18 protein-coding genes and 1 pseudogene are annotated in these 26,120 nt (G+C 59.2%); 11 read left to right on the top strand and 8 right to left on the bottom strand.

Annotated features, from left to right (window positions below):
* Positions 1–407: 407 nt before the first annotated feature.
* The 3 genes from OKW29_RS00360 to OKW29_RS00350 are packed head-to-tail and all read right to left on the bottom strand — an operon-like array spanning position 408 to position 3,338.
* Entirely contained in the window at positions 408–1,421 is a 1,014-nt protein-coding gene (locus OKW29_RS00360) for a tyrosine-type recombinase/integrase (RefSeq protein ID WP_429289522.1), read from the bottom strand.
* Positions 1,414–2,388, bottom strand: coding sequence for a tyrosine-type recombinase/integrase (locus OKW29_RS00355; protein WP_429289521.1), 975 nt, complete (start codon positions 2,386–2,388; stop codon positions 1,414–1,416). Before OKW29_RS00355 ends, OKW29_RS00360 begins: the two co-directional genes overlap by 8 nt.
* On the bottom strand, positions 2,385–3,338 hold the full coding sequence (locus tag OKW29_RS00350) for a tyrosine-type recombinase/integrase (protein ID WP_429289520.1): 954 nt from the start codon (positions 3,336–3,338) through the stop codon (positions 2,385–2,387). The genes OKW29_RS00355 and OKW29_RS00350 overlap by 4 nt, the downstream gene beginning before the upstream one ends.
* 487 nt (positions 3,339–3,825) lie before the next feature.
* On the opposite strand from OKW29_RS00350, the gene OKW29_RS00345 reads away from it, so the two are divergent.
* Positions 3,826–5,208, top strand: a complete 1,383-nt coding sequence (locus OKW29_RS00345; protein ID WP_429289519.1) for a hypothetical protein — start codon at positions 3,826–3,828, stop codon at positions 5,206–5,208.
* Positions 5,209–6,073: 865 nt separating this feature from the next.
* On the opposite strand, the gene OKW29_RS00340 is transcribed toward OKW29_RS00345, so the two are convergent.
* The 4 genes and pseudogenes from OKW29_RS00340 to OKW29_RS00325 all read right to left on the bottom strand — a co-directional run bounded on the left by OKW29_RS00340 (position 6,074) and on the right by OKW29_RS00325 (position 13,598).
* A complete protein-coding gene (locus tag OKW29_RS00340; RefSeq protein ID WP_429289518.1) occupies positions 6,074–7,231 on the bottom strand; it encodes a PDDEXK nuclease domain-containing protein in 1,158 nt (385 codons plus the stop codon).
* 833 nt (positions 7,232–8,064) lie between these two features.
* Positions 8,065–9,029 (bottom strand): annotated as a pseudogene (locus OKW29_RS00335) (IS110 family transposase).
* Positions 9,030–11,409: 2,380 nt separating this feature from the next.
* Complete coding sequence (locus tag OKW29_RS00330; protein WP_429289517.1) at positions 11,410–12,393, bottom strand: ParB/RepB/Spo0J family partition protein; 984 nt, start codon at positions 12,391–12,393, stop codon at positions 11,410–11,412.
* Complete coding sequence (locus tag OKW29_RS00325) at positions 12,390–13,598, bottom strand: ParA family protein (RefSeq protein ID WP_429289516.1); 1,209 nt, start codon at positions 13,596–13,598, stop codon at positions 12,390–12,392. Before OKW29_RS00325 ends, OKW29_RS00330 begins: the two co-directional genes overlap by 4 nt.
* Positions 13,599–14,444: 846 nt before the next feature.
* Here OKW29_RS00325 and OKW29_RS00320 point away from each other — a divergent pair.
* Positions 14,445–15,821 carry a replication initiation protein gene (locus OKW29_RS00320; RefSeq protein ID WP_429289896.1) on the top strand — a complete coding sequence of 459 codons (1,377 nt, stop codon included), beginning with the start codon at positions 14,445–14,447 and terminating at the stop codon, positions 15,819–15,821.
* Positions 15,822–16,055: 234 nt separating this feature from the next.
* On the opposite strand, the gene OKW29_RS00315 is transcribed toward OKW29_RS00320, so the two are convergent.
* A complete protein-coding gene (locus tag OKW29_RS00315; protein WP_429289515.1) occupies positions 16,056–16,601 on the bottom strand; it encodes a hypothetical protein in 546 nt (181 codons plus the stop codon).
* A 432-nt stretch (positions 16,602–17,033) separates the two neighbouring features.
* On the opposite strand from OKW29_RS00315, the gene OKW29_RS00310 reads away from it, so the two are divergent.
* From OKW29_RS00310 to OKW29_RS00270, 9 genes are read left to right on the top strand one after another with little or no spacing between them, the layout of a single operon-like run.
* The gene (locus tag OKW29_RS00310; protein ID WP_429289514.1) at positions 17,034–17,735 is read left to right on the top strand and encodes a type IV secretion system protein; all 702 of its coding nucleotides are present in this window, start codon (positions 17,034–17,036) and stop codon (positions 17,733–17,735) included.
* Complete coding sequence (locus tag OKW29_RS00305; protein ID WP_429289513.1) at positions 17,732–18,616, top strand: TrbG/VirB9 family P-type conjugative transfer protein; 885 nt, start codon at positions 17,732–17,734, stop codon at positions 18,614–18,616. The genes OKW29_RS00310 and OKW29_RS00305 overlap by 4 nt, the downstream gene beginning before the upstream one ends.
* Before the next feature lie 12 nt (positions 18,617–18,628).
* Entirely contained in the window at positions 18,629–19,927 is a 1,299-nt protein-coding gene (locus tag OKW29_RS00300) for a TrbI/VirB10 family protein (protein WP_429289512.1), read from the top strand.
* Positions 19,920–20,726, top strand: a complete 807-nt coding sequence (locus tag OKW29_RS00295) for a transglycosylase SLT domain-containing protein (protein ID WP_429289511.1) — start codon at positions 19,920–19,922, stop codon at positions 20,724–20,726. Before OKW29_RS00300 ends, OKW29_RS00295 begins: the two co-directional genes overlap by 8 nt.
* Entirely contained in the window at positions 20,723–22,024 is a 1,302-nt protein-coding gene (locus OKW29_RS00290) for a TrbG/VirB9 family P-type conjugative transfer protein (protein WP_429289510.1), read from the top strand. The genes OKW29_RS00295 and OKW29_RS00290 overlap by 4 nt, the downstream gene beginning before the upstream one ends.
* Positions 22,024–22,452: a lytic transglycosylase domain-containing protein gene (locus tag OKW29_RS00285; RefSeq protein ID WP_429289895.1), complete on the top strand. Its 429-nt coding sequence runs from the start codon at positions 22,024–22,026 to the stop codon at positions 22,450–22,452. Before OKW29_RS00290 ends, OKW29_RS00285 begins: the two co-directional genes overlap by 1 nt.
* 3 nt (positions 22,453–22,455) lie before the next feature.
* Positions 22,456–23,034: a toxin co-regulated pilus biosynthesis Q family protein gene (locus OKW29_RS00280; RefSeq protein WP_429289509.1), complete on the top strand. Its 579-nt coding sequence runs from the start codon at positions 22,456–22,458 to the stop codon at positions 23,032–23,034.
* Positions 23,035–23,038: 4 nt separating this feature from the next.
* Complete coding sequence (locus OKW29_RS00275) at positions 23,039–24,652, top strand: type II secretory pathway protein (protein ID WP_429289508.1); 1,614 nt, start codon at positions 23,039–23,041, stop codon at positions 24,650–24,652.
* 8 nt (positions 24,653–24,660) lie between these two features.
* Positions 24,661–25,989 (top strand): hypothetical protein, encoded by a 1,329-nt coding sequence (locus OKW29_RS00270; RefSeq protein ID WP_429289507.1) that lies wholly within the window; start codon positions 24,661–24,663, stop codon positions 25,987–25,989.
* The last annotated feature ends 131 nt before the right edge of the window (positions 25,990–26,120 follow it).

Here is a 26,120-nt window from a genome sequence, read left to right as displayed (position 1 = left end):
TTCGCGCGGTGATCAGGAGGGCAAGGTGAACAACAACACCGTCAACGGCCGCGAGGTGCTTGAAGCCGTCTCATGAACGGCGATACCTGAACGTCAGTAGAGGCCGATGACGAGTCCATAGACGAAGGCCCGGTATGTCCCTTCCAATCTGATACCTGTCGTTGGAACCGGGACGAACCGACCGTCAGCAATGGGTCGGGAGTGTGAGTTCGCTGATGCAGGAAGCTGCCGTCGGGTTGTTCGATGCCGCCACCGTCAGCAATCCGCCACATTGCTGACGCACAACGCGGCCCGTCCCAATGTCGGCTTTGGCCGATTATGCCAAGTCGTTGATTATGGAAAGTAGCTGGCCGGCGCCCCCCAGAGAGCCGATGGGCAGCGGCCAGTTCGAATTCCAGCCTTCATAATTACAGTGCCTTCAGGAAGTTGATCAGCGAGTCCGGTGCCCGATAGCGCTGAATTCCGGTCTGCGGTTCGTGAAGCCTGGCCAGAGCACGTTCCTTCATGTTGAGATCGGCTTCGACATAGTGGTGCGTCGTGATGGGGCTCTCATGTCCGAGCCATAGTGCAATGACGCTGATGTCGACACCTGCCTGAAGTAAATGCATGGCGGTGGCGTGACGGACGGTATGAGGCGATACATGTCGCTTTGCAAGGCTGGGGCAGGTTCCGGCTGCGTTCCCGGTAGCCAGTGTTAGCCTCAATGCAACATTGGCTCTCGTCATTGCATGGCCATTCCGGTTCGGAAACAGCGGCGATGTGGGTTGGAATTCAGGATTTACCTTCAGCCATGCCCGTATCGTCTTCGCAGTTGACCGCCACAACGGGACGCTGCGCTGCTTTCGTCCTTTGCCACGCAAATGGACGCAGGCAGAACCCTCGTCCAGGACCACGTCGCCAACTTTTACCCCGATGATCTCCGAGACACGCGCTCCGGTGTTGTACATCAGCAGGAACAGCGCATGATCGCGTTGGCTTAGCCAGGAATCATCCGGCTTACCGATCACAGCCAGCATCTCTTCGCGCGACAGATAGCTAAGCGTTGGGCGCTCGAAGCGCTTGACTGGAACGCCCAAGGCGCATTCGATCACGTGCAATGACGCTACATCGCGATGCGCTGCGAACTTCAGGAACGAGCGAAGCGCCGCAAGTCGCGCATTGCGACTGCGCACGCAATTGTGCCGCTGGCGTTCCAGATGATCGAGGAAGCCCATGATCAGTTCCGGCGTCATATCCGCCAGTGTCATCGTGGCTGGCGACTTGACCAGGCGCGCCTCGGCGAACTCAAGGAAGAGGACGAAGCTGTCGCGATAGGCGGCTATGGTATGTGCACTAAGCGCTCGCTGCTGGGTGAGGTATTCGGCGAACCACGCTTGCACGAGCGCTGCAAACGAAGGCGGTGCCTTGGATCGCCTATTCATTGCCGTCTCCCGCGACATCGGCGAAACGCTCGAACCTGGCGCCGGCGACGGCCATCAGTTCCGGAACTGCCGTCAGATACCAGTACGTGTAGAAGATTTCCGCATGGCCCAGATAGGTTGATAGCGCCAGCATCATCTGCTCGATGTCGGTGCCCTCGGCATGCCAGAGCATCATGCGACGCACCGCAAAGGTATGTCGCAGATCATGAAGCCGGGGCGCTGCGTGGGCACCACGATTCACCCAGCCGAGGCTGTCACGCAGCGCGTTGAAGACACGTTGAGCCTGTCGTTCACCAAGAGGTTGTCCCAACCGCTGACCACGGCTGCTGACCAGGAACGACATGCTGGGGTTCGTGGCAACCTGCCGTTCGCGCTGCCGCCGGTACCGCGCTAACGCGGCAACCGTGCTCGTATGAATGGGCAACTGTCGTGACTTGGCGAACTTGGTCTGCCGCACAGTCAGCATCCCGCGCTTCAGATCGACATCGGCATCGCGTAGGTGGATGGCCTCCGAGATTCGCAACCCTGTTGAGGCCATCAGGCCAAACAGGGTCTCATACGTCGCTGGGCGCAGACTCCCCTTTGGCCCGAGCCGACGGGCCGCAGCCAGCAATGCAATGACTTCCTCTTCATGGAAGATGTGCGGGGCGACGCGTGCCCGCTCAGGGCCGAAGACCGGTTCCTCCGGAATCTCAGTGTCAGGCTCGAACTGCCTCAGGTAGCGGGCGAAGTGGCGAACAATCGCTAAACGTGCAGCCCAGGTAGCAGGGGTGTCATGGTGCCATTTATCCTGTCGCGCCCAATCCGCCATGAGCTCTGTCGTCAGCGCTCCACGATGATTCAGGCTCGCGACATAACGGGCGAAGCTGGCTAATAGCGTGCTCCGCGAGCGCAACTCGAAACCCAAACGGTGCCGTTCGGCAAGGTAGTTGTCGATCCTCTTCTGCAAGCTGACCCGTGCGCTCATGATTGGCTCCCGGGCCACGGCAGGGCAACAGCCGCCAGCTTCGGCGTGTCGAGCTTGGCGTAGATCAGGGTGGTATTGAGCGAACGGTGGCGCAGCAGGTCGGCTACTTCCTTGAGCGAACTGCCGTTCTCAACCAGGCGGCATGCCAGGGTATGTCGAAGCGCGTGAGCACTGTGGTGTGGCAAGCCGATGCGACAGCAGGCCCGTTTGATCATCTTCTGGATCGCCCTGGGCGTAATCGGCTGGTCTCGCTGCGCCACCTGCCGGACGAAGATCGCCGGATGGCCGCTCATCGGACGCTCATGTTGCAGATAGTCAGCGAGTGCCTGCCCGGTTTCCATCGGCAGCGGTAGTACGTCCTGCCGCAGCGACTTTGTGCCCCTCAACGTCGCTGTGCCTGCGCGCCAGTCGATGTCGCTGATCATGAGTTGCGCGATTTCGGCAGAACGCAGCCCCATGTCCAGCGCCAGACGGACAATCGCATAGCCACGCTTCGGCCAGCGGCGAGCGCCTGCAACCGCGCCCAGGAGGTACTCAACTTCCTCTGGCGCGAGCGCGCGTGGCAGCGATGCGAGCTTCCAATGGACGGGATTCAGGATGACGGCGCTGAGCTTGCAGACCTGGTCGCCGCACGTCGCCCGGTAACGCAAATAACTGCGTAAGGTACAAGCCAGTTGAGAAGCATAGGAGGCTGAGCCTCCGGCCCCTGACTGTGACGAAAGGAACCGACGAATATCGTCAGGGCGCAGCTTTCTCGGATCGACTGCGCGCCGCTCGAAATTCTGTCGCAAGAACAAACCGACTATGCAGAGTTGATTACTCCGTGTTGTGGCTGCCAGTCCCCGCGCATCGTGCAGATACGCATCGTAGCGGCGCAATTCGTCAGTAATGTGAGCCGGAAGTGGTCTACAAGACCGGGCCCTGGCTTCGTGCAAACTGGTTGGCTTCATAACGGTCCCCTGAAGTGGAACCGTTACTCCAGATCAACGCTGAAATTATGTCGAGTTCCCGGCTGAACCGCCTGCTGCCGGCCCCTTGTTTGCCGGGCCTCGTCGGCAATCGGCTCGGCTACTTTCCATAATCAACGACTTTGCATAATCGGCCTTATGCGAAGCTTTCCATAAGGCCGAATTGTGTGCGTAGCTCGTCCGTCAGGTTTTGGAACAATGCAGCCAAATCCAACGGGGGTTCCTCGGAGCACTGCAGGGCAACTCGTGGCCGACTGTACGCGTTAAACCTCGTTCACCGTATGCCGCCGTTCGCAACGTTGGGGTTGAACTTGGAAAATCGGACAACGCCAGCAGCTACTCTTGATCAATCGTGCGTCGCGTGCGTCTATTTCCGCTCCATGGAGAGGCTGACGCATCGGATGCCGGCATTGCCCCTCGTCTATAATTCCCGAGTCGGAACCTTAATGATCGCACGGAGCCCTATTTTATGAGTCAACCCCGCGGACGATATGCGGGACCTCGGGACAGCGGCCAACGCCAACCTCGCCACGCGAAAAAATCTCCGCCCAACCGGCAGGGACAACCGTACGTGAAGGCACCTCCTCGAGACTCCGCCCAGACTGCGTCGATTTTCAAAACACGATCGTTTCAGTTTCTCGTCGATGCGGTGGGTGCAGAGAATATCGCGTTAGGACTCGAATCGAACATGACGAGGGTGGCTGAACTGATGAAGGGCGAAGGATTCACGCCCGAGACCGCTTTTCATATGGAAACTACGCTTGGGCTGCCGCATGGTTTTTTTGACCAGCCCCATCCTGTCCTCGCGCCCGAAACCATCGCCCGCCTCAAGTCACCGCTCGACTTTGTCAAAACAGACAGCGAGCCAGAGGTTGAGTCTGAAACGCTCATACCGGCTTCCGCCGCGAACGGCGGCCATCAACCATTTCTTGAAGATAACCTGTCCGAGGAAACGGAAATGCCAAAGAAAGCAACGGGCGGGTCGTCGGGGGCCGCCAAAAAGAGTCGAAGCCAGTTGGCCAGACAAACTGACGCTCATACGCCACGAAAAAAAGCTTCACCTTCGAAATCCAGGACCTCTTCCGAAACGACCCGGCAGCAACCGCTGGCGTTAGACGACAGCGCCACGGTCGAAAACGTTCGGCGGCAGAACCTTCACGTCCTCACGAGTCGTAACGGGTCCAAGGCAAGACTCGGTGTAGTCATGGAGATGACCGGTTCCAACATGGCCCATCGACTGTATGGCAAGAAACGCATGGACGATGTCGAAGCAAGCCGTTTCACGGAGCGACTTGGTTTGCCAACTGGCTGGCTGGACACGCCGCGCTCTGAAGCTGAGATTCCCGAGTCGGTGTCGCGTTTGCTGACCCCTGCTTCGCGCGGTCGTGCCGTGGAACAACACGAGCCGATCTCGGCCGCAACGAAGGATGATGCATCTGGCAAGTCCGCAACTGCGAAGGCGCACACGCGGCGCACGCGGGCGGGCGTCCCGATCGAGCCGGAAAGCTCCTCACCTGCTCCAGCGGATGTCGCACGAGAGAAAGAGGCGATCGTCGTCAACCAACAAGATCACTTAAGCGGTGCCCCCGCCGAGGGCCCCGGTCGCTCTTCTGAAGGAAGTGATGGCAAGCTGCTGGCGTTCACGTCGGCAACCGTTGAGACGCATCCGCTGACCGCACTACCGCAACAGAAGCTCGCGTCGCTCCCCGCCTCCGTCACCAGCCTGGACAATCTCTACGGTATCGCGCCAATCGCGGAAGCATTGATCAAGACTCTGGCAGGCAAGGCACGCACGGGTCGACTGGACGAAATGAAGGCTCTGGAACTTTTGCAGCAGGCAGTCCTGTTGTAAGTCGGCCAGTGTCTACCTCCTCGACTGGGGCAAGGATCCGCCATTCTTCACGGGCAATCGCTATTGCTCGACTAAGCAGCACCAGAAAGGCTACAAGCAGGTATAGGCGATTGCGAAGCATTTGGGTGAAAGGCTCGCGGCACCACCCCCCAGCTCGCCCCCGTTGCCCAAACTCACCGCGACGATTTGCGACGCATCAAGGGTGTCAGCCTCGAAAGCGGTCGGATTTCAAATCTAACCCTTGCAGCGCTCGCTGCTCTCGGCTTGAAAGTCGTCATCCTAAAGCAAGACGGTGCTGATGCCACGCTTACCGGCTATCGATTAGATGTGTGATTCACAGAGATCGTTTCAACTAAAATGAAGCGATGGACCGAGAGATTTCGTCGACTCGATTGCGTTGGATGCTGATGTATAGCGAGACCTGCAACGCAGGTCTCGTCTGTGCGCGGCGTGGCATCTCGAGGCCGACATTTCGCCGAGTGCTTCTACGACTAGGCAGCGAAACCCGCGGCGTGCCGAACGGATGATCGTCGCAGTTCGTTGACGTCCGCCGGGTGGCAAACTGCGCTCCTGTTTGCAGGACGGTTTGCGGCGAAGCGGTGGAAGTGGTTACGCGGACTGACGGTTAGTTGCGACTTCGAGCGCCGACGCGAGTTGACAAATTTATTCACGCAACTGAGACAGATTTAATACGTTCTACGTGATCGGATCAATTCATCGGATCTAGTTGTTGCATCGTTTGATCTCCACTCAACGGATCTGGCGCCGCTAAGTGGAGGTGCGAAGCCAAGGGACACGTCAAACTGCCGATACGCTGTCCGCCCGTCGCATGTCAAGACGTTAACTCCGACTGCAAAAACCGAACTTACGCACCCGGGGTCCGTCGTTCCAGCTCTTCCCTGGTCCGTTCAAGCTCTCTCGCAATCGTCGCCTCATCGGGCAAGACCGTTTGATACTCCGCCGCAAGGATCTTGTTTGGCAGGTTGTCGAGCGCGTAGTGCGCCTCAGCGGAGCCCTTTTCTGCGCACAGAATGAGGCCAACCGGTGGATTCTCGCCGGGCTTCATCGAGTGTTCGCGCGCATAGTTCAGATAGAGGTGCATCTGCCCGGCGTCCGCGTAGCTGAAGCGGCCGACCTTCAGATCGATGATCACGAGACACTTCAACCGCCGGTGGAAAAACAGCAGATCGACGCGGAACCATGTATCGTCGATCCGCAAGCGACGCTGACGGCCGAGAAACGCAAAGTCGTCGCCGAGTTCCAGCAGAAAATCCGCGAGATGCTGAATCAGGGCAGCCTCAAGATCCGACTCCGAGTACTCGTCCCGCAGATCGAGGAACTCGAGGACAAACGGATCGCGGATCGCCTGCTCGGGTGTCACCGCATCACCCGGCTGCGCATCGCCGGCCTTGCTGAGAAGTACCGCCTTGTTGCGGGAGAGAGCCAGTCGTTCATAAAGCTGACTACCGATCTGACGGTCGAGCTGGCGCACCGACCACCCTTGTCGTAACGCTTCCGTCTCGTAAAAGGTTCGGGCGCCCGCCGTCTTCACGGAGAGCAGCCGCACATAGGCAGACCACGGTAGTGTGAAGCGGCTGGCCAGAGACAGGTAGTCGGGCGTCGTTGCGCCCGTTGCGAGGGCTCCGTGAGCCGAAGGGGATTTTACAGACGGTGTCTGGACGGTTCCTGTAGCCGCCGATTTTCCAGACAGTGTCTGGAAAATCTCTTCCTCAGGCCAGGCGAGATAGAAGGCGCGCATGCTCGCCAGATTGGCGCGACCGAACCCGCGACCAAAGCGGCGCGTCAGGTCCTCGGCGAGGTGTGCGATCAGCGCCTGCCCATAGCCGGCGCGCGCCTGCCCGCCCTGCTCACTGCCTACGATGCGCCGCCCAATTTCCCAATAGGCCGCAGTCATCACCGCATTGACATTGCGGGCGGCCGCCTTCCGCGCGGACTCGACCACGCCGACCACACCATCATGTAGCCCGGCGTAGTCGCCGGCTGCGATCACGGATTTCGTCATGATGCATTTGCGGAGATGTAGAGCTCCTGTTCGCTTGACAGACAGCCGCCTGCACTGGCAGCGCGGCGCCCTGCCCACAAAGCGTCGAATCCGCCCAACTGTCGAGATCCGCCGTCGGAGCGCAGCCCAATGGGGATCCGCTGCACCGCGTTCACCCGGCCAAACGCGGCGGTCCTGGTACAGCCGGTACCAGCCGCAGCCGCCTTATCCTGTCCATGTTGGTTCATGCCCGCTCCCGTCCAATGCGTGAAACCCGGCACCCTACCCCATCTTGGCGGACGCTGGCAATCTCCGGCACACAGCGTCCCGGTCGACGTCACCTGCACCCTCGGCCTCTTCGACGCCCGGTTCAAAATTCGCTTACGTTTGCGTGTAGGGCGCCCCGTTACATGTGAGGCCTTGGCGTTTGTGTGCCGTTGTCCGCAACTGAAGGGAATGGACGCCCCAACTTTCTAGCGCTTCATTTTTTCCGCCAGGTCTGTGCAGCCGGCATTCCCCTTCACGCCTGCTCCGGCGGCTACGCCGCCTCCGACTCCTCACTACCGGCCAAGATGAATTATATGAATCTATGGTCGCCCCCGATGCGCCAGATTTTCTTGCGTGTTGATTCGACAGGATAGGTTGCAGCTTTATATGCGGCCTCTTACAGCCTCATACGCTGCGGGCCCCGATGAAATCCGCTGACTCGCACCTCATTTGTCGCACGAGCTGGACGCTCGAATTATCTTTCAGGTTCTGCGAGTCACGGTCCGACCTGTCTTGTCATCACGCTCGATTGCCAACGCAACCTTTCGACATCGTTCCTGCAAGCTTTACTTTTTCTGTCAAACCGATCAAGCCGCCCTTGTTGTCAGATGCTTGTTCGTCGGTGCTACTGCGGCCACGTTTGGCGGTCGCCGCTTCTGCAGTTGTTCGGCCCACGTTCCGCCATGCTTCCCATGGAAGAGCACGCTGCGTGCGCCGTGGATCAGCAGCGTGCGCACGTATGTGTCGCCACGCCTACTGATGCCCAGCAACTGAATTTTGCCGCCGGTGCCAATCTGTTTGGGGACCAGGCCAAGCCAGGCGGCGAATTCCCGCCCAGACCTGAACGCTTTCGCGTCGCCCATCGTGGCAACAGTCGCCGTTGCCGTCAGCAGCCCCACGCCAGGGATCGCGGCGATTGCCTTGCACGCCCTGTCTTCTTTCATCCATGTCTGCAGACGCCGTTCGATGTCGGCGATCTGCCTGTCGAGCCGGTCGAGATCGTTCATAGCTCGCGCAGTGAGTCGATCAGCATCGCCGGCAGTCTCTCGGACAACCTCGCCAGCACACCCGGAATCGCCTTGTCCAGCGCAGCGCGGCTCTTCGCCATCACCTCGCCGCATTCCGCGAGCAATCCTCGCAGAGTGTTCATCTGCATGGTGCGAAACTTGACCTTCTGTTGCCGCAACCGGTGAAGCGCCAGTACGGCCTGCTGAGTCTCGGTCTTCAGGGCGACGGGTTTGGTCGGCATCTGCGTGGCCATCCAGATCGCGCGAGCGTCAGCGGGATCGTTCTTGTTGCCGATATTGAATGCCTTGACGAGCTTCGCCGGCATTAGCTTGACCTGATGACCCATCTCCATCAATCGTCGCGCCCAGTGCTGGGAGCCGCCGCAGGCTTCCATGCCGATCAGACATGGTTCGCGATTCGCAATATGCTCGAGGAATGCAGCCCGTTTCAGCTGTCTGTTCACGATCTCAGCCGTGCCGGCGTCCACCCAGTGAAGCTGGAAGACGTTCTTCGCGATATCCACCCCGACCGTCGTATAGTTCATTTGGACGCATTGACTCAGGATATTTGTTACCCGACCGTGGTCGTTGCCTCATGTAATTTGCTACCCGTCAGAATGCTGACGGAAATCGGGCTGCTCGGCACGTTCGACGCCGCGGCTTGCGCCTTTGCAGACTGCCTCGCGGTGCCGCCTACTCTCAAGGTAACGTGCGCGCTTGACGGTTAGTTGCGCAAATTTAGATCGTATTGCGCAGCCGCGAGCGCCGAAAGCATCCCACGTCTACCGCGTCGGGGCGCGCCGCGGAACGTCCGGAAAGCCGTCGGCCAGGAGCCTCATGCAGCGTTACAGATTACGTAATATTCACTACAAACAGACCTCAGTCACACATGACTTCCTGTCCAACCCTCGCCCACTCGCCATTTTTTCTGGCTCTCGTATGGTGCGCCGTGAAACAATTTCCGGGAACTGCAGCGAAGCGCCGACGGACGGGGCTTTCACGCAAGTGAATATTGTTCGACTATGTTTCACGGAGACTGCAAGTAATAATTTCGACGCTAAGGTTTCGAATATCCAGCTACGGCTCAGGTTGGAAGGGGGACGATAACTTAGGTGTACGAAGAAATATCCTGCAACTAGCTCCATACCGGCTATCGATTAGTCACGGACCAAACCCTGAGCTCCAGGCTTTATATATACCGGAAACGCGTCTCCGCATCGGGGGCGCGTCGGTCGAGTTCCGGGGCGCCAGAGCCAACGGCTGCCCAGCTGAGCGCCGAATATGTGTGCCTGGAACGGCGTTCTCAAAGCGGCCGTGGTTTCGCGGTGTTGGACGCCGTCGTGCGATGTCGAGGCACTCCGGCTCGCGCGACGTGTCGACACAGACCGAACGTTACGCATTCAATCAGAGATCGTGGAGGCAGCGCACCACTCGTGGCCCCGCATGAAAGCGGCGTGTTTTCCCCACGTGATTCCGGTTCGCATTTCAGTCACGGCCGCTCCGCCACCAAGCCAGTGTCGGCTCGTGAGACATCTGAGAAGCACATCTTGCAAGGAGACAGACCTTCCCGCGCTTAAGTTGGCGGTTCGTATCTGCGTCGTGGTCCTTGGCGGTTTAGGAGAATTGATAGGGCGGCAACCAACCTAAGGCGCCCTTTTGCTCTTCGACTCAGCTGCCTGATGTGGGCTGTCCGTCTCCCCTAGCACAAGCAACCGGGTGAAAAGGTTTTTTGGCTCGCCGCTTCGAGTTGTGCAGCGCGTCGGATTTCACAGGGGGGATCCAAAATGGTTCGAGGCCGATGGGTCGACGCGTCCGCTCCCTCGAGGTCAGGGCCTCGATGCGCGTCGCGCCTGGGACGCGTAGTGTGTCGGAGGAGACGTCCGTGATTTAGGTCTCTCTGAGAAACGTTTCGCCCTATCGCGTTGCCCACGATTTCTTGTGGTGACGGCGCACAATCACCGCCTACGGGTCAAGTTGTGTACAGGCAAAGTCCAAAGTTTCTCCGACCGAAGAGCTCGCAAATATCCAAGAAGGACGATTGCGCGCTTGATGCCAGACAAACTGTCAGCCCCTGCTTGCAGTCGAGCAGTATCCGGAAATACGAGGAACGCTGTGCCGCGGATCCATTTCCAGCATCGGCTCGTCGACTGACTCGCGTTGCATCTCCAAGGAGGGCAGTGCCTTCTTTTTTGCGCGGTGCGGTGCTCCCTGCGTTGAGCATCACGGTTGCCTGCACTCGGTGACGGGTCAGTCAAAGTATGTAGATCGCGCCTTAGAACGACAGTCACCCACGCTTGACGCGATCAGTGAACCAGTGCGTTCGCGCAGTCCAGCACTAATTGATGCTGTGGTCGACGTATCCGTGTTCAGCGGATGCGAGCGTCCGGATCTGGTTTCGGGAGCTTGAGTTCAAGGCGCCTTATCGTTGGCGACCACGATGGTTTTCGTCATCTCCCGTGGCGAGAGAGCGCCTCTGCAACTGTTCGAGATACCAATCGCCCAACCGATGATCGTTTGGTTCGAACTATCACGATTTGCATCTCTCCCCTTCAGCACGTTCGCAGCGCAGGGCTGGTTGTAAGCCGGGACTCGAGGAGCGTCCGCCTCTGGTGGTTGAAAATCAGGCAGACGCGTCCGCTTGGAGTGTCCCAACTTGGGACACGGACTCAAGGATTAAAGCGTGACACCATCGGAAAGCGCGTCCTCATTTGGCCCGTGGATTCTGCTCTTGCACTGAGACGCAAGTCTATCGATCTGCAACAGGTTTCGATCAACCCGTACGAATTTACGTCCTCACATGATGACATAACCGTGCCGGCTTCGCGCCCCACGGGAATCGTGTCCCAACTTGGGACACGACCGAGTCCGCAATAGCATGGCGATCAAAATAAAAAAGGTGCCTCGTGGGCACCTTTACCGTTCGCCTCAATCGGCGCTACCGCTGCTAGCGGAAAATAGTTCTGATATGAGCCTACGTATCTGCTTCTCTTTCTCTGACGTGAGCATGCCTGCTCTGATTTTCACCGTGAGGCCTACAGCATCTTTCGTTATTGACCCTGCCTGACTTTTCCCGGCAAAGATCTTCTCGATACTACGATCACTGACGCTGCGCGCTCCGTCGTCGCCGCTCTGGATAGCCTGCTTGATCACCCTAGCGAGCTTCAATTGATCGAGGTCCCCTGCGACCACCCTTGCCCACATCTCTCTAGCGACATCGACCGCCCTCGGGTTCTTGTCGCGCAGAATTGACACCAAGCCCTCCGCTGCGGTCGCGCCCAATAGCCTAGGCTGTATATCCAGATCTTTGATCACAAAGTCCGGAAGGTCAGCAAACGCCAGAAAACGATACAGCTCTGAACGAGAGAAACCCAATGCCTCTGCCATACGCTTTCTGTTGGGAAATTCTTTCTCGGTGCTGCGGATAGAGCGAGCGATCTCGTAATCCGACAAGTCGTCGCGCACGATGTTTTCCACCAAGGCCAACATCGCCATCTCCTCATCAGAAAGGTCGATGATCACGGCCTTGATCGTCTCCTTATCGATCATCTTGTGAGCTCGCCAACGTCTTTCGCCCGCAACGATCTGGTGACCGTGCGCAGCGCGGCGAACGATGATCGGTTGGACCAACCCCGCTTCGCGAATTGATTCCGCAAGTTGTGTCAACTTCGCTTCGTTGAAGACTTTCCGCGGCTGCCACGGGTTTGGAACGATCTCCGAAACGTTCACGTCCGACGCAGTACCTGCTTTCTCAAGTTCGACGATTCGCTGTTGTGCCTGGGCCAATGCGCCGGCCATCCCCGGCGCGGTTCGAGGGCTAGTGGGCTTCTCTTGATGCTGGTCCAGCTGGATGTCCTTCGCGGCTCGAACTTCAGCAGTCTTGCTCATCATGCGTTCACGCAGGTTGCTCATTGTCCAGCCCTCCATTGCGCGACATATTGATCATCGATCCATTTGCAGTAATCGAGCAACGGTTGCTTGACCCGAGCTAGAGTCTTCGCGACAGCATCGGAACGCGAAAGGTCAAAGACTGTCGAAAAGGCCAACGCACCGTTGCTCATGACAGAACTGGCCGGAACCTCGGTTGTATGAAGCCAATCGCCGTATGCACGCTGCGACCAGGAGCGAACAACCGGCGCCGACGACGTCGTCCCATAGTCCACACGTGACAGCAGGACGGAGATGAAGTCGTACGTTTTGTCGACCTCGTGCTCTACAAACCCGTGCGCGACCTCGGCGAACAGTGACCAGAAAGATACCGAGGAGATGAAGTCCAAGCTTTCTGGGACTAACGGCATAACCATCGAATCAGCTGCCATGAGACCATTAAGGGTCATGTAGGACAGGGACGGTGCCGTATCCAGAATGATATAGTCGTACTGGGCTCGAAGTGGTTCGACTCCCTTGCGAAGCACAGACCAGAACTCGAAGCCAGGGTTAGTCTGTTGTGCTGTCGGAAGATGAAATTCCGCGTCGTGCAGGTAGTTGTGCGCAGGGATGACATCTAAGCCATCCCAATATGTGCTTTGAACCTTCGACGCAAGTCCGCCCTCCATGTTCGCGTCATAGATGAACGGGAGGACTGTGTCCTCCCATGTCACATCTTTTTCGGCATACAGACCGCACAACTCCGACAGAGATGCTTGCGGATCGAGGTCAATGACTAGTACTTTGCGACCACGCAAGCTCAAACCTTGCGCGATGCACATTGTTGTTGTGGTCTTACAAGAGCCGCCCTTAAAGTTCGCAGTGATCAATACGCGCCCGCGATGCTCTCGAGTGCCAGTGACGAGCGGAGTCTGATAAATGTCGGATACCTGCTGTACCCACGTGCGTACGTCTTTCAGAGAGAAAATGCGCGCCCTTCCGGTACCATGAGCCATACCCGCCGGAAGTTCGCCACCTTCCTTGGTCGCCAGGTAATTTATCTTCTGACGGTCGATACCACATAGCTCCGACAATTCCCCGATCGTGAAGACCGGAGGATTCTTACGAGGCCTGGGCGCCAGAATTTGGTCGCGCAGCTCATTCGCCATCACCGACAGACGCTCGGCAAACTCCCCCAAGTTGGAGAGCTTTACGCGCCGGTCAATTCCGGGCAATTCGCTCAGATTCATTTTGCAGTTCCTATGTTTTATCGACGGTGAGATGATTTCTTCACGCTCACCATCTGTTTATACGGTTTCTGGTGGCTAACGCGTCGAACCGTAGAATACTCATCCCGGCGGAGAATTGCCATTGAAATCTGAGGGCGAAAGCTAGCTCAACCGAAGAATGAAACCATTCCCTTTAGATTCAATGACTTGCCTCACATAATGAAAGGAAAGCCACCCGCTAATAATCGAGACGACCAACCAGAACGCGGGCGCACGCTGCTGCGCAGGCACCATCGCTAACACAGAACACCTCACCTTAGCGCGCGCAAAGCGGCGGTATTGGCCCCGGTTTATGGGCGACACACAATTTGCCTCACCTCCGATCGGTCTCCATCTGATGATCTTTTGGCAAAAAACCGTCGTGCCGCCGAACACGTCCGCGCTGCCGCGCAGAGAAAGACTTCCACGCCGTTGGCCGCGGACGAATCGGTTGGAGCTTGACCGTTCTGTCGGCTGAGGCTCCGGTGGTTAGTGTTTATCAAAAAACAAAACCTACAGACAACTAACATAAGCGCACAACCCTATAAAAAACAATTAGTTAGGCTCGCAAAGTGAGGAGAATTGTGCCAAAGGTGCTGTTAATTGAGCGCGAAGGTGAGGCGTTTACCACTGGAAGGTGAAGCAAATTGATCCGCAAGGTGAGGGGTTTTGGCGCTGATGGTGAGGCAAATTGTGCAGAGCGCCTCTGCAAAGGTGAGGTGTTCTGTGAAGATCACTGCGCAAGGTGAGGTGATCTGTGTTGACGTGGCACCTTCCCACCGGTACCGTACCGCTCCAGATATCTTTGACCACGAGCTTGGGGGCTGTATGACAACAGCAGGGCAGGTAGCCACATCGCGGCAACTGGCCTTAGCTCTGTTTGACGATGCAACTGGTCAGGACTTACCGGTCGACACAGCGCGGTCCGACATTGGCTTCGCGAGAAAGAACGTTCTCATCCGAATTATCGATCTGGGGGTTGCAGCTCGACGTCTGATCGATGCGGCGTATTTCATCGTCGCTCAGGACGAACAGGTACGAGATCTGTATGACGTTGAGCTGGACTACTTCAAGTGGCTCATGCGTTACTCGAGTCGCAACAACACACATCTCGAGCAGGTCATCACCGAAGCCCAACGGGCATTGATTCAAGCGACCACCGCGCCTGACGCCGACGGCGAAAAGCCCTTTGGCTCAGTGCAACTGATCGGACGTATCTCGTACTCAGGCGGCCGCTTCCAGTTTCGAGTACCCACCGATCTCGTAGGCATCATACGTGGCCCGGGCAAGTCGCATTGGCTTAGCCTGCGCATTACGTCTCTCTTTACTCTGAGCTACGCACGTGTCATGTACGACCACTTGCTTCCCTACGCGGATGAAGGAGAAACGGATTGGCTTACGCTCGATGAATTGCGTTTGTGGCAAGGTGCAATGGGTGCCAAGGCAAACGAGTTCAAGTATTTCAAACGAGACTGGCTAGTACCTGCCATTGACCAGATCAACGAGGTCTCTGACCTGAGACTCTCGTATGAGACGCGCAATGAGCAGGGGTCCCGGAAAATCGGCCGCTTGAAGTTTCGCATCGAGCGCAAAGAGATGGCTGAGCGCATCCTTCATACCCACGAGCAGGCGCAAGCGATCTATCAAACGTTGAAGCAGGAGTTCGGGCTGTCCAGCGCTCAACTCAATCAGATTGCGGCATCGCGCGACACATACAACGATGAACGATTGGAACAGGCGATTGAGCGGACGCGTTTCAGTTTGAAACTGGGCAAGGTGTCGAAGAGCCCAGCCGGATTCTTTATGAAGGCACTGAAGGAACAGTGGATCGTCTCCGACGCTGAGCGCCAGATGGTCGAGATTCAGAAAGACCTTGCCCTGACAGAGCAACGAGAATTGGAAGCGAAGGAGCAGGTCCAGAGTAGGATGGCCTTGCAGATAGCCGCCCAGAACGTGCACGCGCAGGACCGCATGGTCGACGAAATCCGGCGCGGCTGGGAAGCATATGAAGCCGCTACATCCAAGCAGCGGGAGGACTGGCGACGGACCTACAAAGGGACACCGGCTGGCAAGCTCACGCTACGCCGGTTGGGCATTGATCCTATGACCGACTTGGCCGAGGCCACGATCCAGAAGTACCCCGACCTGAAAGACGGATTCGCGGGCTACGTATTCAACAGGTCGAGGTCGGGCAAGTCTCGCTAGTTCGAGTTTGATGCTGGCTTGCCGTATGTTGCGCAGCGAACATTGTGAATTTCAGCAGGCGTCTTTCCTGTGTCGAAATTTGCGGAAAGTTGGGCACATGGCTTTTTCCAAGAGCATCGCAGCGCGGCCGGCAAGTAAGCAAGATCAGCAAGCGTCACCGAAAGGTGACGCATTCCGACTTGGTTACGAAAACGCTGAGACTTAACAGACGCGCGGTTCTCGACCGGCGGCCTCTCAGATCAGTTGCAAGACTCCCTCCAAAATAGCGTTGATCGCCTTTTCAAGACGCGGAAGATCCGAGGACATGCGGCTCAATTGCGCCGAGTACAGCCTGATGTAATCTTCCTCCTTATGGCGCGCGAGTCTCACGACTTGTTCGCGGGTCGGCGCCACAAAGCCCGTAGCGAAGGCCGCGAGTATCTCGTGCACCTTTAGGTCCCGCCGGGTGCCAAAGCCCCCTGCGCGAGCTATCAAAAGCAGCCGCCCGATCTGGTTTTCTATCTTCGCGAGTGTCCGCACGGTTTCAAACGAAATGCGATGTGCGTCGCCAAAAGTATGGATAACCTCGTCTGGAACTCTTGCTGCGTGCAGCAACCGAGTAACGTGCGGTTTTGAAATGCCCAAGGCCGCGGCCATTTCAGATTGAGATTGCCAGATTTGCCGATTCAAAAAAGAGCTGCATAGCCGCCCTAACGTGATGATCGACGTGTTCCGCTGGCGCAACTCGCTGTATTGAGCAAAAGCCTCTTGCTGATGCGGCGTAAGTGAATCTGGTTTCATACAGGCTTTTTCAAAATGAGTTGAAGCTAGGCTAACTCGTACGTTTGAATGTCAAGGGAAGCTCAAACATGAATGGGGCGATCACATCTCGTGAGTTGAAGAACTGGGCACGATGTTCCCGAGCACGCCGTCAGCCGGCTGACGCCAAAAAGTCTACTTTTTCTTTTTAAATCAATGACGTGACCTACCGATTTCATGTAAATCATGTAACAAGCCGAAATCCTATCCTTATCCACTCGCATTCGCTTCCCCAAAAGCTATCGTTTTTCCGCACCTTTCCGGGATAAGGGTGTTAGCCGGCTGACGGGTTGTGGTGGCTGCGTTTCGGCACGCAACCGTTCCTCAAAAGCCTCCGTAAATCGCATCTCTTTTGCATGACCTGGTTCCCATGCGGGCTGATTCAATGGAGTCGGCCCAAATGGATCGACCGTTATGCCCCTTTTCCGCAGCAAAAAGCAGATCGCACTGTCTACCGCCCCAGGCGGGTACTCCGAAGACGACCCCGAGAAGATCATCTTCGACAACGGCTCGCGTCTGCGCGTTGAAGCGAACCACTGGAAGACCTTCTGCTTCATCCTCGTGTTCATTGCTGGTGGTGCGATCTACACGCGTAACCCGGCACCGTCCGTCGTCAAGGCCTATGGTGTGTCAGGGGACGCGAACGGCCATGCTGTCGTCGCGCAACTGACGGCATACAAGCCGGATGATCAGGCTATCCGCACCTCACTTCGTGAGACCGTCGAGCGATGGTTCACGATCGAGCCGGTGCTCACCGATGACATCCAGACTTCGCGCATGGCCCGCAACATCAACGGCGTGAAGGCCATGATGGTCGGCAATGCACGGAACCAGTTCGGCGACTGGCTCAAGATCGATGCACCGTTCCGGCAGATCACACTCAACCCTAAGCTGGTGCGTGAAATACGCGTGACCAATGTCGCGATGCTTGAAGACTCGACTGCGGTGGTGGAGTTCACGACAAGCACCACGCAATCCCCGACCGACAAGCCGGCCGTGCAGAAGTACGCCCTGACGTTCCGCTATCAGATCATTCCGCCCACGTCAGAAGACGCGTTGGGCCTCAATCCCTTCGGCATCTTCTATCCGTTGTTCTCCATCCAGAAGACTCAATGATGATCGACTCCCGCACGCTCGCCTCGTGGGTCACGGCCTTTGCCTGCGTCACGGTGGTTTGCTCGCCAGTGTTCGCTGCAAGGAAGGGCAGCCCTGTGTCGTCCGCATCCTTCGATATCGCCAATGCGATGAGCGATCCGATGAGCCCGGTGAATCCCTATAACGCCGGTACCGATCCGATCACCATGCCAGGCGACGCCCGCATGGCGGTGTTCCCCTATAGCCGGGACCAGATCTACCGCATCATGACTGCGCCACTCAAGACGACAACGATCGAGCTGGCGCGCGGTGAGGTGCTGGCGGCAGAGCCCGCGCTTGGCGATTCGGTCCAGTGGATCGTGGATACCGACGGGTCGAACCACGTCTTTATCAAGCCGGTCAAGCCGGGCCTCGTCAATACGCTGCACCTCACGACGAACCAGCGCGAGTACGACATGACACTCGTCTCGTCACCGATGGGCGGCCTTTTCTATCAGACCGTGCGGTTTAACTATCCCCGTTCGCTGATGGCCAAGGTCCGCGCACGCGAGGAGGGCAACGCCGACACGACGGACGCGGGGCAGGGCGGAGCTAATGCGAATGACTCTGGCCCGCTCGGTGTGTCGCCCGACAAGCTGAACTTCGACTACAAGGTATCCGGTTCCGCGCCGTTCCGGCCGGAGACCGTGTTCGATGACGGTAAGTCGGTGTGGTTGCGCCTGCCTGCGAACGCGCCTTTCGCAGTGCCGATCGTCAAGGACCACGGCGATAGCGTCAGCCCCAACTTCATCCGTCGGGGCCAATACATCGTCGTGCAGGAAATGGCCGACGAGATTGTCCTGCGCGCTGCCGATGACCAGGTCACGATCAGGCGGGGTCGCCCCGGCGTCTTCGGCTTCTGAAAGGACGCGCACATGACAGGGCTAAACGGACAGCCGACGGGCGCGCAGGCGCAGATCGTGAAAGGGAAGTCGCCGCGCAACGCGCTGATCAGCGCGGGTGCAGTCGCGGCTGTCGTCATTGCGGCACTAGGCTTTTACTATCAGGTCAAGGAGAGCGCGAAAGCCGACGACGAAGCGAAACTTGCAAAGAAGGCCAAACAGGCGGAAGTGGTCGACAAGTCGACCAGCACCCAGGACGTCGACAAGATCATTGAGGACCAGCAATCGGCCGCACGACGGATTGCGGCGTCCGAGGCGCGAGCTGCCGCATTGCCGCGTGCTGCATCGGCCGCGGCGCCGAGCCTCGCGCCAGGTCTGACGGCGGACAACTTCGTCGCGGACCAGCGCACTCGGGAACTCAAGACACAGGCGGACAACGATGCGATTTACGCGTCGGCGATTTTCCGTCCCGGTGTCAAAGTCAAGGATAACGGGCCCGTGCAGACAACCCTACCACCGGGCATCCTCACGCCGCAGCAGATTGCCGCGCAACAGGCATCCGCACAGCAGTCGGCCGCCGGTTCAGCCGGTGCAAAGGTCGCGGCAGCACTGGCGGCAGCGGGCATTGGCCCGCAGGCGGGGCATGGCACCACTCCAACGACGCAGGATCGCGATACGGCGTTCATCAAGACCGCAGCAGGGCAATCAGGCAACGGCGAGGATTTTTCTCGGGGCGGTTTCGTTGGACAGGCGCATGGTTGCGTGCTGTCTCCTCCGCATCATATTCCCGTGCTCTCCATCGAAGGGCTCAATTCGGATCGTCCCGGCACCGCTGCGTTGATGGTGGAAAAAGATGTCTACGACAGCCTCCGCGGCGATTGCCTGATGATTCCGAAGGGCACGATGATCACCGCGCCCTACAGTTCGGATATCCAGCCGGGCCAGCAGACCATTCTCGTTGCGGCAACCGAAATGCGGCTGCCCAACGGCAAGCATGTGCCGCTCTATGGCGGGCAGGGCGCGGATGCCGATGGATCTGCCGGCTTCTCGGGCGACGTCAACAGCCACTTCCTGAAGATCTTCGGCACGTCGTTCCTCACGGCGATCCTTCTGGGTGCATTCGACAAGGGCGGCACTTCGTCGACCACCACTGGCCCGCTCGGCGTCACGCAGGTTGGAACTACGGCCGGACAGGTTGCCGCGCAGACATCGCAGTCGGTTCTTGATCGCTACAAGAACATCCCGCCCACGATCACGACGGGTCCGGGCGAGCGCCGCTTCATGATCAAGGTCAATCGCGACATCTACATGGAGCCGTACCGCGGTGACTAGGCGCCTTGTTTTGATTCTCTCGCTGGCGGCGCTTTCGACCGGCAGCCGCGCGGCGACCATCGGGAATGTCATCAGCCCGACGAGCGTCGTGCTGACGCAGGCCGGCGCGCGCTCGGTCGCGAACTTCGATGGCAAACCCGTTTTCTACTGCGGACTGAAAGCGTTCGAATCGTGGGCCGCACCGCTCGTTGGTCAGCCGGTTGGCAGCAGTCCTGACACCGGTATCACCGTATCTGTCGATGCGCGCAACGTTTCGCTCGAGCATTTGCTGGTGAGCAAGGGCTGGCTGCAACCTGTCGTGCTTGATGACGATGCACAGGCTGCGATCGCGGAAAAACGTGGCGGCTGGGCGTGCGCAGGTGCGACGGCGCCGTTCGAGCTGATGCACACGAGCGTGGATCCGAAGGTGCTCGCGGGCATCGCGCTGAATGAATCGGGCTTCAATGGCCGTGCATGGCCATGGACCCTGAACGTCGCAGGGCAGGGCTATTTCTTCAGGTCGCGCGAGGATGCATACCGCGTGATGCAGTCACTGATTGCGCGCGGACGGTGCGACTTCGACGTAGGCCTGATGCAAGTGAACTGGTGCTGGCACGCGCGGCGCTTTGCTTCGCCGTGGGAAGCCCTGGCACCTGCGACCAGCATCCGCGTTGCTGAGGACATTCTCAACGAGAACTACAGCAAAACGCGGTCGGTCGCGAAAGCAATTGCGTATTACCACAGCGCCAATCCGGCTCCGGGGCAGGCGTATCTCGCGCGTTTCGCGCGACACCTCAACCAGATCGAAGCGGGCCTATGAAGCGCACCTTCTCACGAATTGCTCTCGCATGTATCGCCGCGCTGGGAGCGGCAGCTTCAAATGCGGCCAATACCGATCCGTTCGATTTCGACTACGAGATCGCGGGCGGTATCGCCGAGCGACCTGCGCTCATCTTCAACGATGGATCGAAGACCTACATCCAGCCTCGCGCGGGCCAGGTCATTTCCGCAGTCGGTGGCCATACGGAAGGCCCCTATGTCGTTGTCGATGGCACGCCCGAAACAATCACCTACTCGGTGGCCGGCCGCCCGGCCAGTGCGCGCTGGACAAAGGCGAACACGTTCATCGGCGGCGGGGCGCGTGGCACGCTCGCGGCGTTACGCGACGATCAGCCCGCTGGCTTTGATGGTTTCACCAATCGCCTCGTCCTCATCGGCACGCATGGTGCGCTCGAACCGGTCCGCGCGCTCAAGGCGAGCATGCCCGTGGCCAGTTTCGTCAAGGCGTTGGCTCCGCAGGGCTGGACGGGGTCTGCACAGAAGGACGTGGACATCACGGATGCACGCGCGTTTGCCACGCGTGCGGGCGAGAACTGGATGCAGGCGCTCGATCGCCTCATGACGCAAAGCGGACTGTATGCGGACGTTGATTTCACGTCGCGCCACATCCGCCTGCACCGCGATGCGCCGAAGTCCGGCGCGCTCAACTATGCCGCTGGAGAGAAACCGCAAGCTGATCCGATCGCGCAGACCGTGGCGGCGAAAGCCGAGGAACCGGCACAGCCCACTCCGCCCGCTTCGCTGCTGGCCGAATACTTCGGCGCGCAGGCGATCCGCGACGGCGACGACACGCATACGCAGATCCGCTTCGCATCGAAGCCGTCGGGGGAGCTCACCTTCAAAACGCCCGAAGGCCGCTCGCTGCATCCGAAGTGGGATGCTGCTGCGAACGTGATGACAGTCGAGCGCGCTGAGCGCATGGTCGTGTCGGACGGCACGAAGGCGGTCGAGCTCGCGCGTTCCGCAGGGATAGTCTATGACTTCGACGCGGCAAGCCCGGCACGACTCGAAGCTGTGTTCGATCGCGACGGCCACACCTATTTCAAGTTCGCTGAGTCGGTGGTGCAGATCAACGTGGCGGACGTGAAGCACCTGGGGTCCGGTGAGCAGAAGGGCCGCTACTACATGTTCAACGGCACGTCCGAACAGTTCATCGTCACCGCGGACGGCAATACCGTGAACGTCACGCGTCGCCACGATGTGAAGTACTTCGAGCGCCCTGCGCCCGGGTCTCCTACCGCGCCGACGGCACCCGCAACAGCGGTGGCGAAATCGTGATGCACGCTGCGCCCGTCTCCATTGCCTGCGTGGTGTTGCTTGGTTGCACCGCCGTTGCGCGGGCTGACTGCCTTGATGACGCCGCTGCTTACCGGCACATCAGCGCGCAACTGGTGCGCGCGATTGCACAGCACGAATCCGGCATGCGGCCGAACGCAGTGAACGCTAACAGCAACGGGACCGAAGACATTGGCCTCATGCAGATCAATTCGTCGTGGCTCCCAAGGCTCGCGCAGTACGGCATCCGGCGCGAGCACCTATTCAACGCCTGTGTGAACGCTTACGTCGGCACCTGGATTTTGGCCTCAAACATCAAACAGTTTGGGCCGACCTGGAAGGCCGTGGGTGCCTACAACGCGGTTTCGACCCAGAAGCAACTGACCTATGCCAACGCTATCTATCGCCGCCTGCAGCGGCAGGGGCAATAACAAGTGAATGTGATCATCGAACGCAATGAACGGACGCGCGTGATCGCGCGTGTGCTTGCCGCACTGGCGCTAGTGGGTGTCTCGGGATGGAGTCATGCCTCAATCGACCCTGACCAGTCGCACGTTGCTCCTCCCGCGGGCGATGGATGGCAGATCCTGTCAGCAGTCCCGGCGTCGCGCACGACGACCGCGAGTGCCACGCCTGCCGCCGCGGCCCCAGTCGTCGCAGCCGCGCCAACCGCGTCGGCCGGATCGTCTGCACCGACTGCGACCGGCGTTGCATCGGTGGTTCTGCCTGGAGCGCCGACGACACCGGCTGTGCTGACGCTTTCCGTCTCGCCGCAGGACCTCAATCTGAGAAACGCGCTCGACCGCTGGTTGCAGACGCAGGGCTGGCAACTCGCGTGGAAGGTCGATGACGATCTGCCGCTCGAATTCAACGCGACTTTCTCTGGCGACTTCACTTCTGTCCTCACGCAGGTCATGCAGGCGACCAATCACATGCGCGTGCCTACGCGTGTCTGCCGTCACACGAACAACGTCATCCGCGTCGTCGCGCGCGCGGCCAACTGCCAGGACTAATACCATGCGTCACGCATCCATTATCAAAACTGGGCTCGCCGTAGCCTGCTCGCTGATGATCGCGGGTTGCGCGGTCAATCAGAACGACATCAACTCGGCTTACGACGGGGCGCATCACACCGCGAGCGATGCGATGGCCAACCTGCCTGGCTCGATGGCGCTGGTCGAAGACGTGCCGACGGCGTTTCTCGGCGACCGGCTTGTCCCGGTCGCGTATGAAGCCACGCTGCCCGCGACGTTCCGCGAGAAGAAGGTGACGATGCCGGCGAACATCGGTATCAGGCAGATTTCGACCCTCATCTCGGGCGCAACGGGTTATCCGGTCCATCTGAGCCCCGACGTGTTCGTGCCTCGCAGTTCGCTGGTGCCACGCGAGTCGGCGGGCGGCAAGGGCACAACGACAGGATCGAACGGCAATGCCTATGAAGAGCCTGTCTACGGCCAGGTTTTCACGGGCTATGCCGGCGCGTATCTGACCCGCATGACCGAAGACCTCGGTCTCGACTGGTCGTTTGACGGCTCGACCATCAACATTACGCGCTTTGTGACTCGCATGTACCAGATCGCCGCGATCCCGGGGAAGGTGTCGATCAAGTCGACCATGTCGAAGGGCATGGACACCTCGACGGGCAACCAGGCGAACGGCACCGGTGGATCGGGCGGCAATACGGGCTCGTTCGCCGCACAGACGTCAACGGGGCGGGAGGGGGATTTTGATCAGATCAAGGCGATCAGCGACGCACTCGACAAGCTGCGCTCGCCAATGGGTCGCGTGACCGTGAATCCGCAGAGCCGTCTCGTCATGGTCTACGACACGCGTGAGGCGGCGGACCGGATGGGCAAGCTGCTCGCGCAGGAAAACGCTGTATCGACGCGTCAGGTGATGCTGCGCGTGCGTACGCTGCAGATCTCGCTGAACACGGGCAGTCAGGCGGGCGTGAATGCCGATGTCGTATTCAACTATATCCAGAACGGTCTGGCCAAGTATGCGGTGAGCTTCACGTCGCCCACGTCGCTCTCGTCGGGCGGAGGTACGGTCGGCCTGTCAGTGCTGCAATCGAATGCGCCGTTCTCCGGCACGAACGCCGTCATCAATGCGCTGAACCAGTATGGCCGCACGGTGCAGGACAGCACGCAGACGAAAATGACGCTCAACGGCCTGCCGGTTTCCATCGCCTCATTCCAGAGCGACGACTATCTGCGCTCGACCACTCCATCTGCGGGGAGCCTCACGGCCACGTCCGGAGGCGTGCCGGGGCTCACGCCAGGAACCGTGACAACGGGTGACTTCGTCAACATCCTGCCGGCGGTCAACGACCATAACCAGATCATCCTCTCGTACTGGGCCGACAGTTCGAAGCTCAATGGCCCGTTCACGTCGGCCTCGGTCGGCTCTGGCCAGACGCTGCAACAGATCCAGCTCGCACACACGACCGGCAGCAAGGAGGATCAGACGATCGCGCTGTCTGACGGCCAGACGGTGGTCCTCTACGGTCAGATGACGGACCTCGCGAACAGCACGACGAATGGCGGTATCGCGGGTATCACGGGTCTGTGGAACAAGTCGAAGACTTTTCAGGTAATCATGCTGACGGCTACGGTCGTCCCGTCGATGTGAGCGCGGGCATGCACATTACCGATCCACTGCCGCGTGACAGGAAGGCGCGCCTCGTCTTCGGGCTGGACTGGCGCGCGTATCCGGCGAAACAGGTGCGCGCCGAGCGCCGCCGTTATGCCGACGACTTCGGTGCGACGCACTACGTCGAATACCGGAGCGGCAAGGACGTCATCGGCGGCTTTTGCGCACCTGAGACGGGTGAGATCAAAGGCGCGAGGCTCTACTCGGGCGCGGCGCGCATTGCGCAGCATGAACGTGTGAAGGGCAGGGCTGCCGCACTGGTCCTGCTGCAGGACGACCAGCGTGTACATGTCGTCTTCGTGGTGCGCGGTGTCGTGCGCAGCGACGAAGTCCTGACCACCCCGAAGGCGCACGAAAGGCGTCTGGCCATCGAGCAGGAATGCCTGCGCCTTAACCTGACGCTGACGACGCTCGGTTCCGGCCAGGCCGTCGGAGACGTGGACGAGAGCTTCGGCGCTGAGGCGCTGCTTGACGATCGCAAGACTGGCCGCGTCGCGAAGGTACCGGTCAACCTGCCGACACTCGTGCCGGTGCTGGTGATATTCACGGCCGTCGTTTTCGGTGGCATCCAGTTGCTCGACCTGTTGAATCCTCCCGCACCGCCTGCGCCGAAAGAGCCGTCGCTCGAAGACAGATATGCAGCGCTTGTGCGTCAGACCTTCGCCGCAAAGATGCCGCGCGCCAATCAACTGGCGCCAGCGCTTCTTTCTACCCTTGGCAATAGCGAATCCGTCGTGGCCGGCTGGGTCTTTGAGAAGGCTGTGTGCGCAACGCAGGGCTATTGCGCGCTGACCCTTCGCCGGTACGGCGGCAGTTTTGAGGACCTCCGCAAGGCGGCGCCAGAGGCGATGCGTCCGCTGCACTTTGACGCGGATGGTCTGCATGCCGGAGCACGCGGCCCCCAGGTTCCAGACGTCGCTTTCGTGACGGGCAATGACCAGAAAGCCTGGCCGACCGAGCAGGGACTGATCGACGCTGTGCAGACGCCGCCGCAGAAGCTTTCTACCAAACCGTTCGAGCTGATCAGCTACGGCTACATGGTTCACATCGAACCGGCCACGCCCTTACTCGCGGTCCCGCCGGGCACAACTGGACCGCGGCCCGCGCAGATGATTCGCGTCGGTACCTGGGAGATCAACGGCTTTCGCTGGCAATCGCCGTTGCTCGCGAAGCTGCCATCCAACATGATGCTCGATTCCATGACTGTGGAGCTCAAGCTGAACGAACAGGGCGCAACAGGGAAGGCGAACAGCGGCGTAGGCGACCAGGGCGGAATCCATTTCACAGCGAAGGGCAAATACTATGTTCTCGACTAAACGGCTGACAGCGATCGCCAGTGCATTGACGCTGGTGACCGGCGCTGCGCAGGCGCAACAGACAAAGCCGGCTGCGCCGCACATGCAGACGGTCAGCGTGCGCGTACCTTCAGCCAGTCTCGACATGGGTA

The organism is Paraburkholderia sp. CI3 (genome assembly GCF_050436505.1).
GTDB classification, from domain to species: Bacteria; Pseudomonadota; Gammaproteobacteria; order Burkholderiales; family Burkholderiaceae; genus Paraburkholderia; species Paraburkholderia tuberum.
This window is presented reverse-complemented; position numbering and strand designations above follow the sequence as displayed.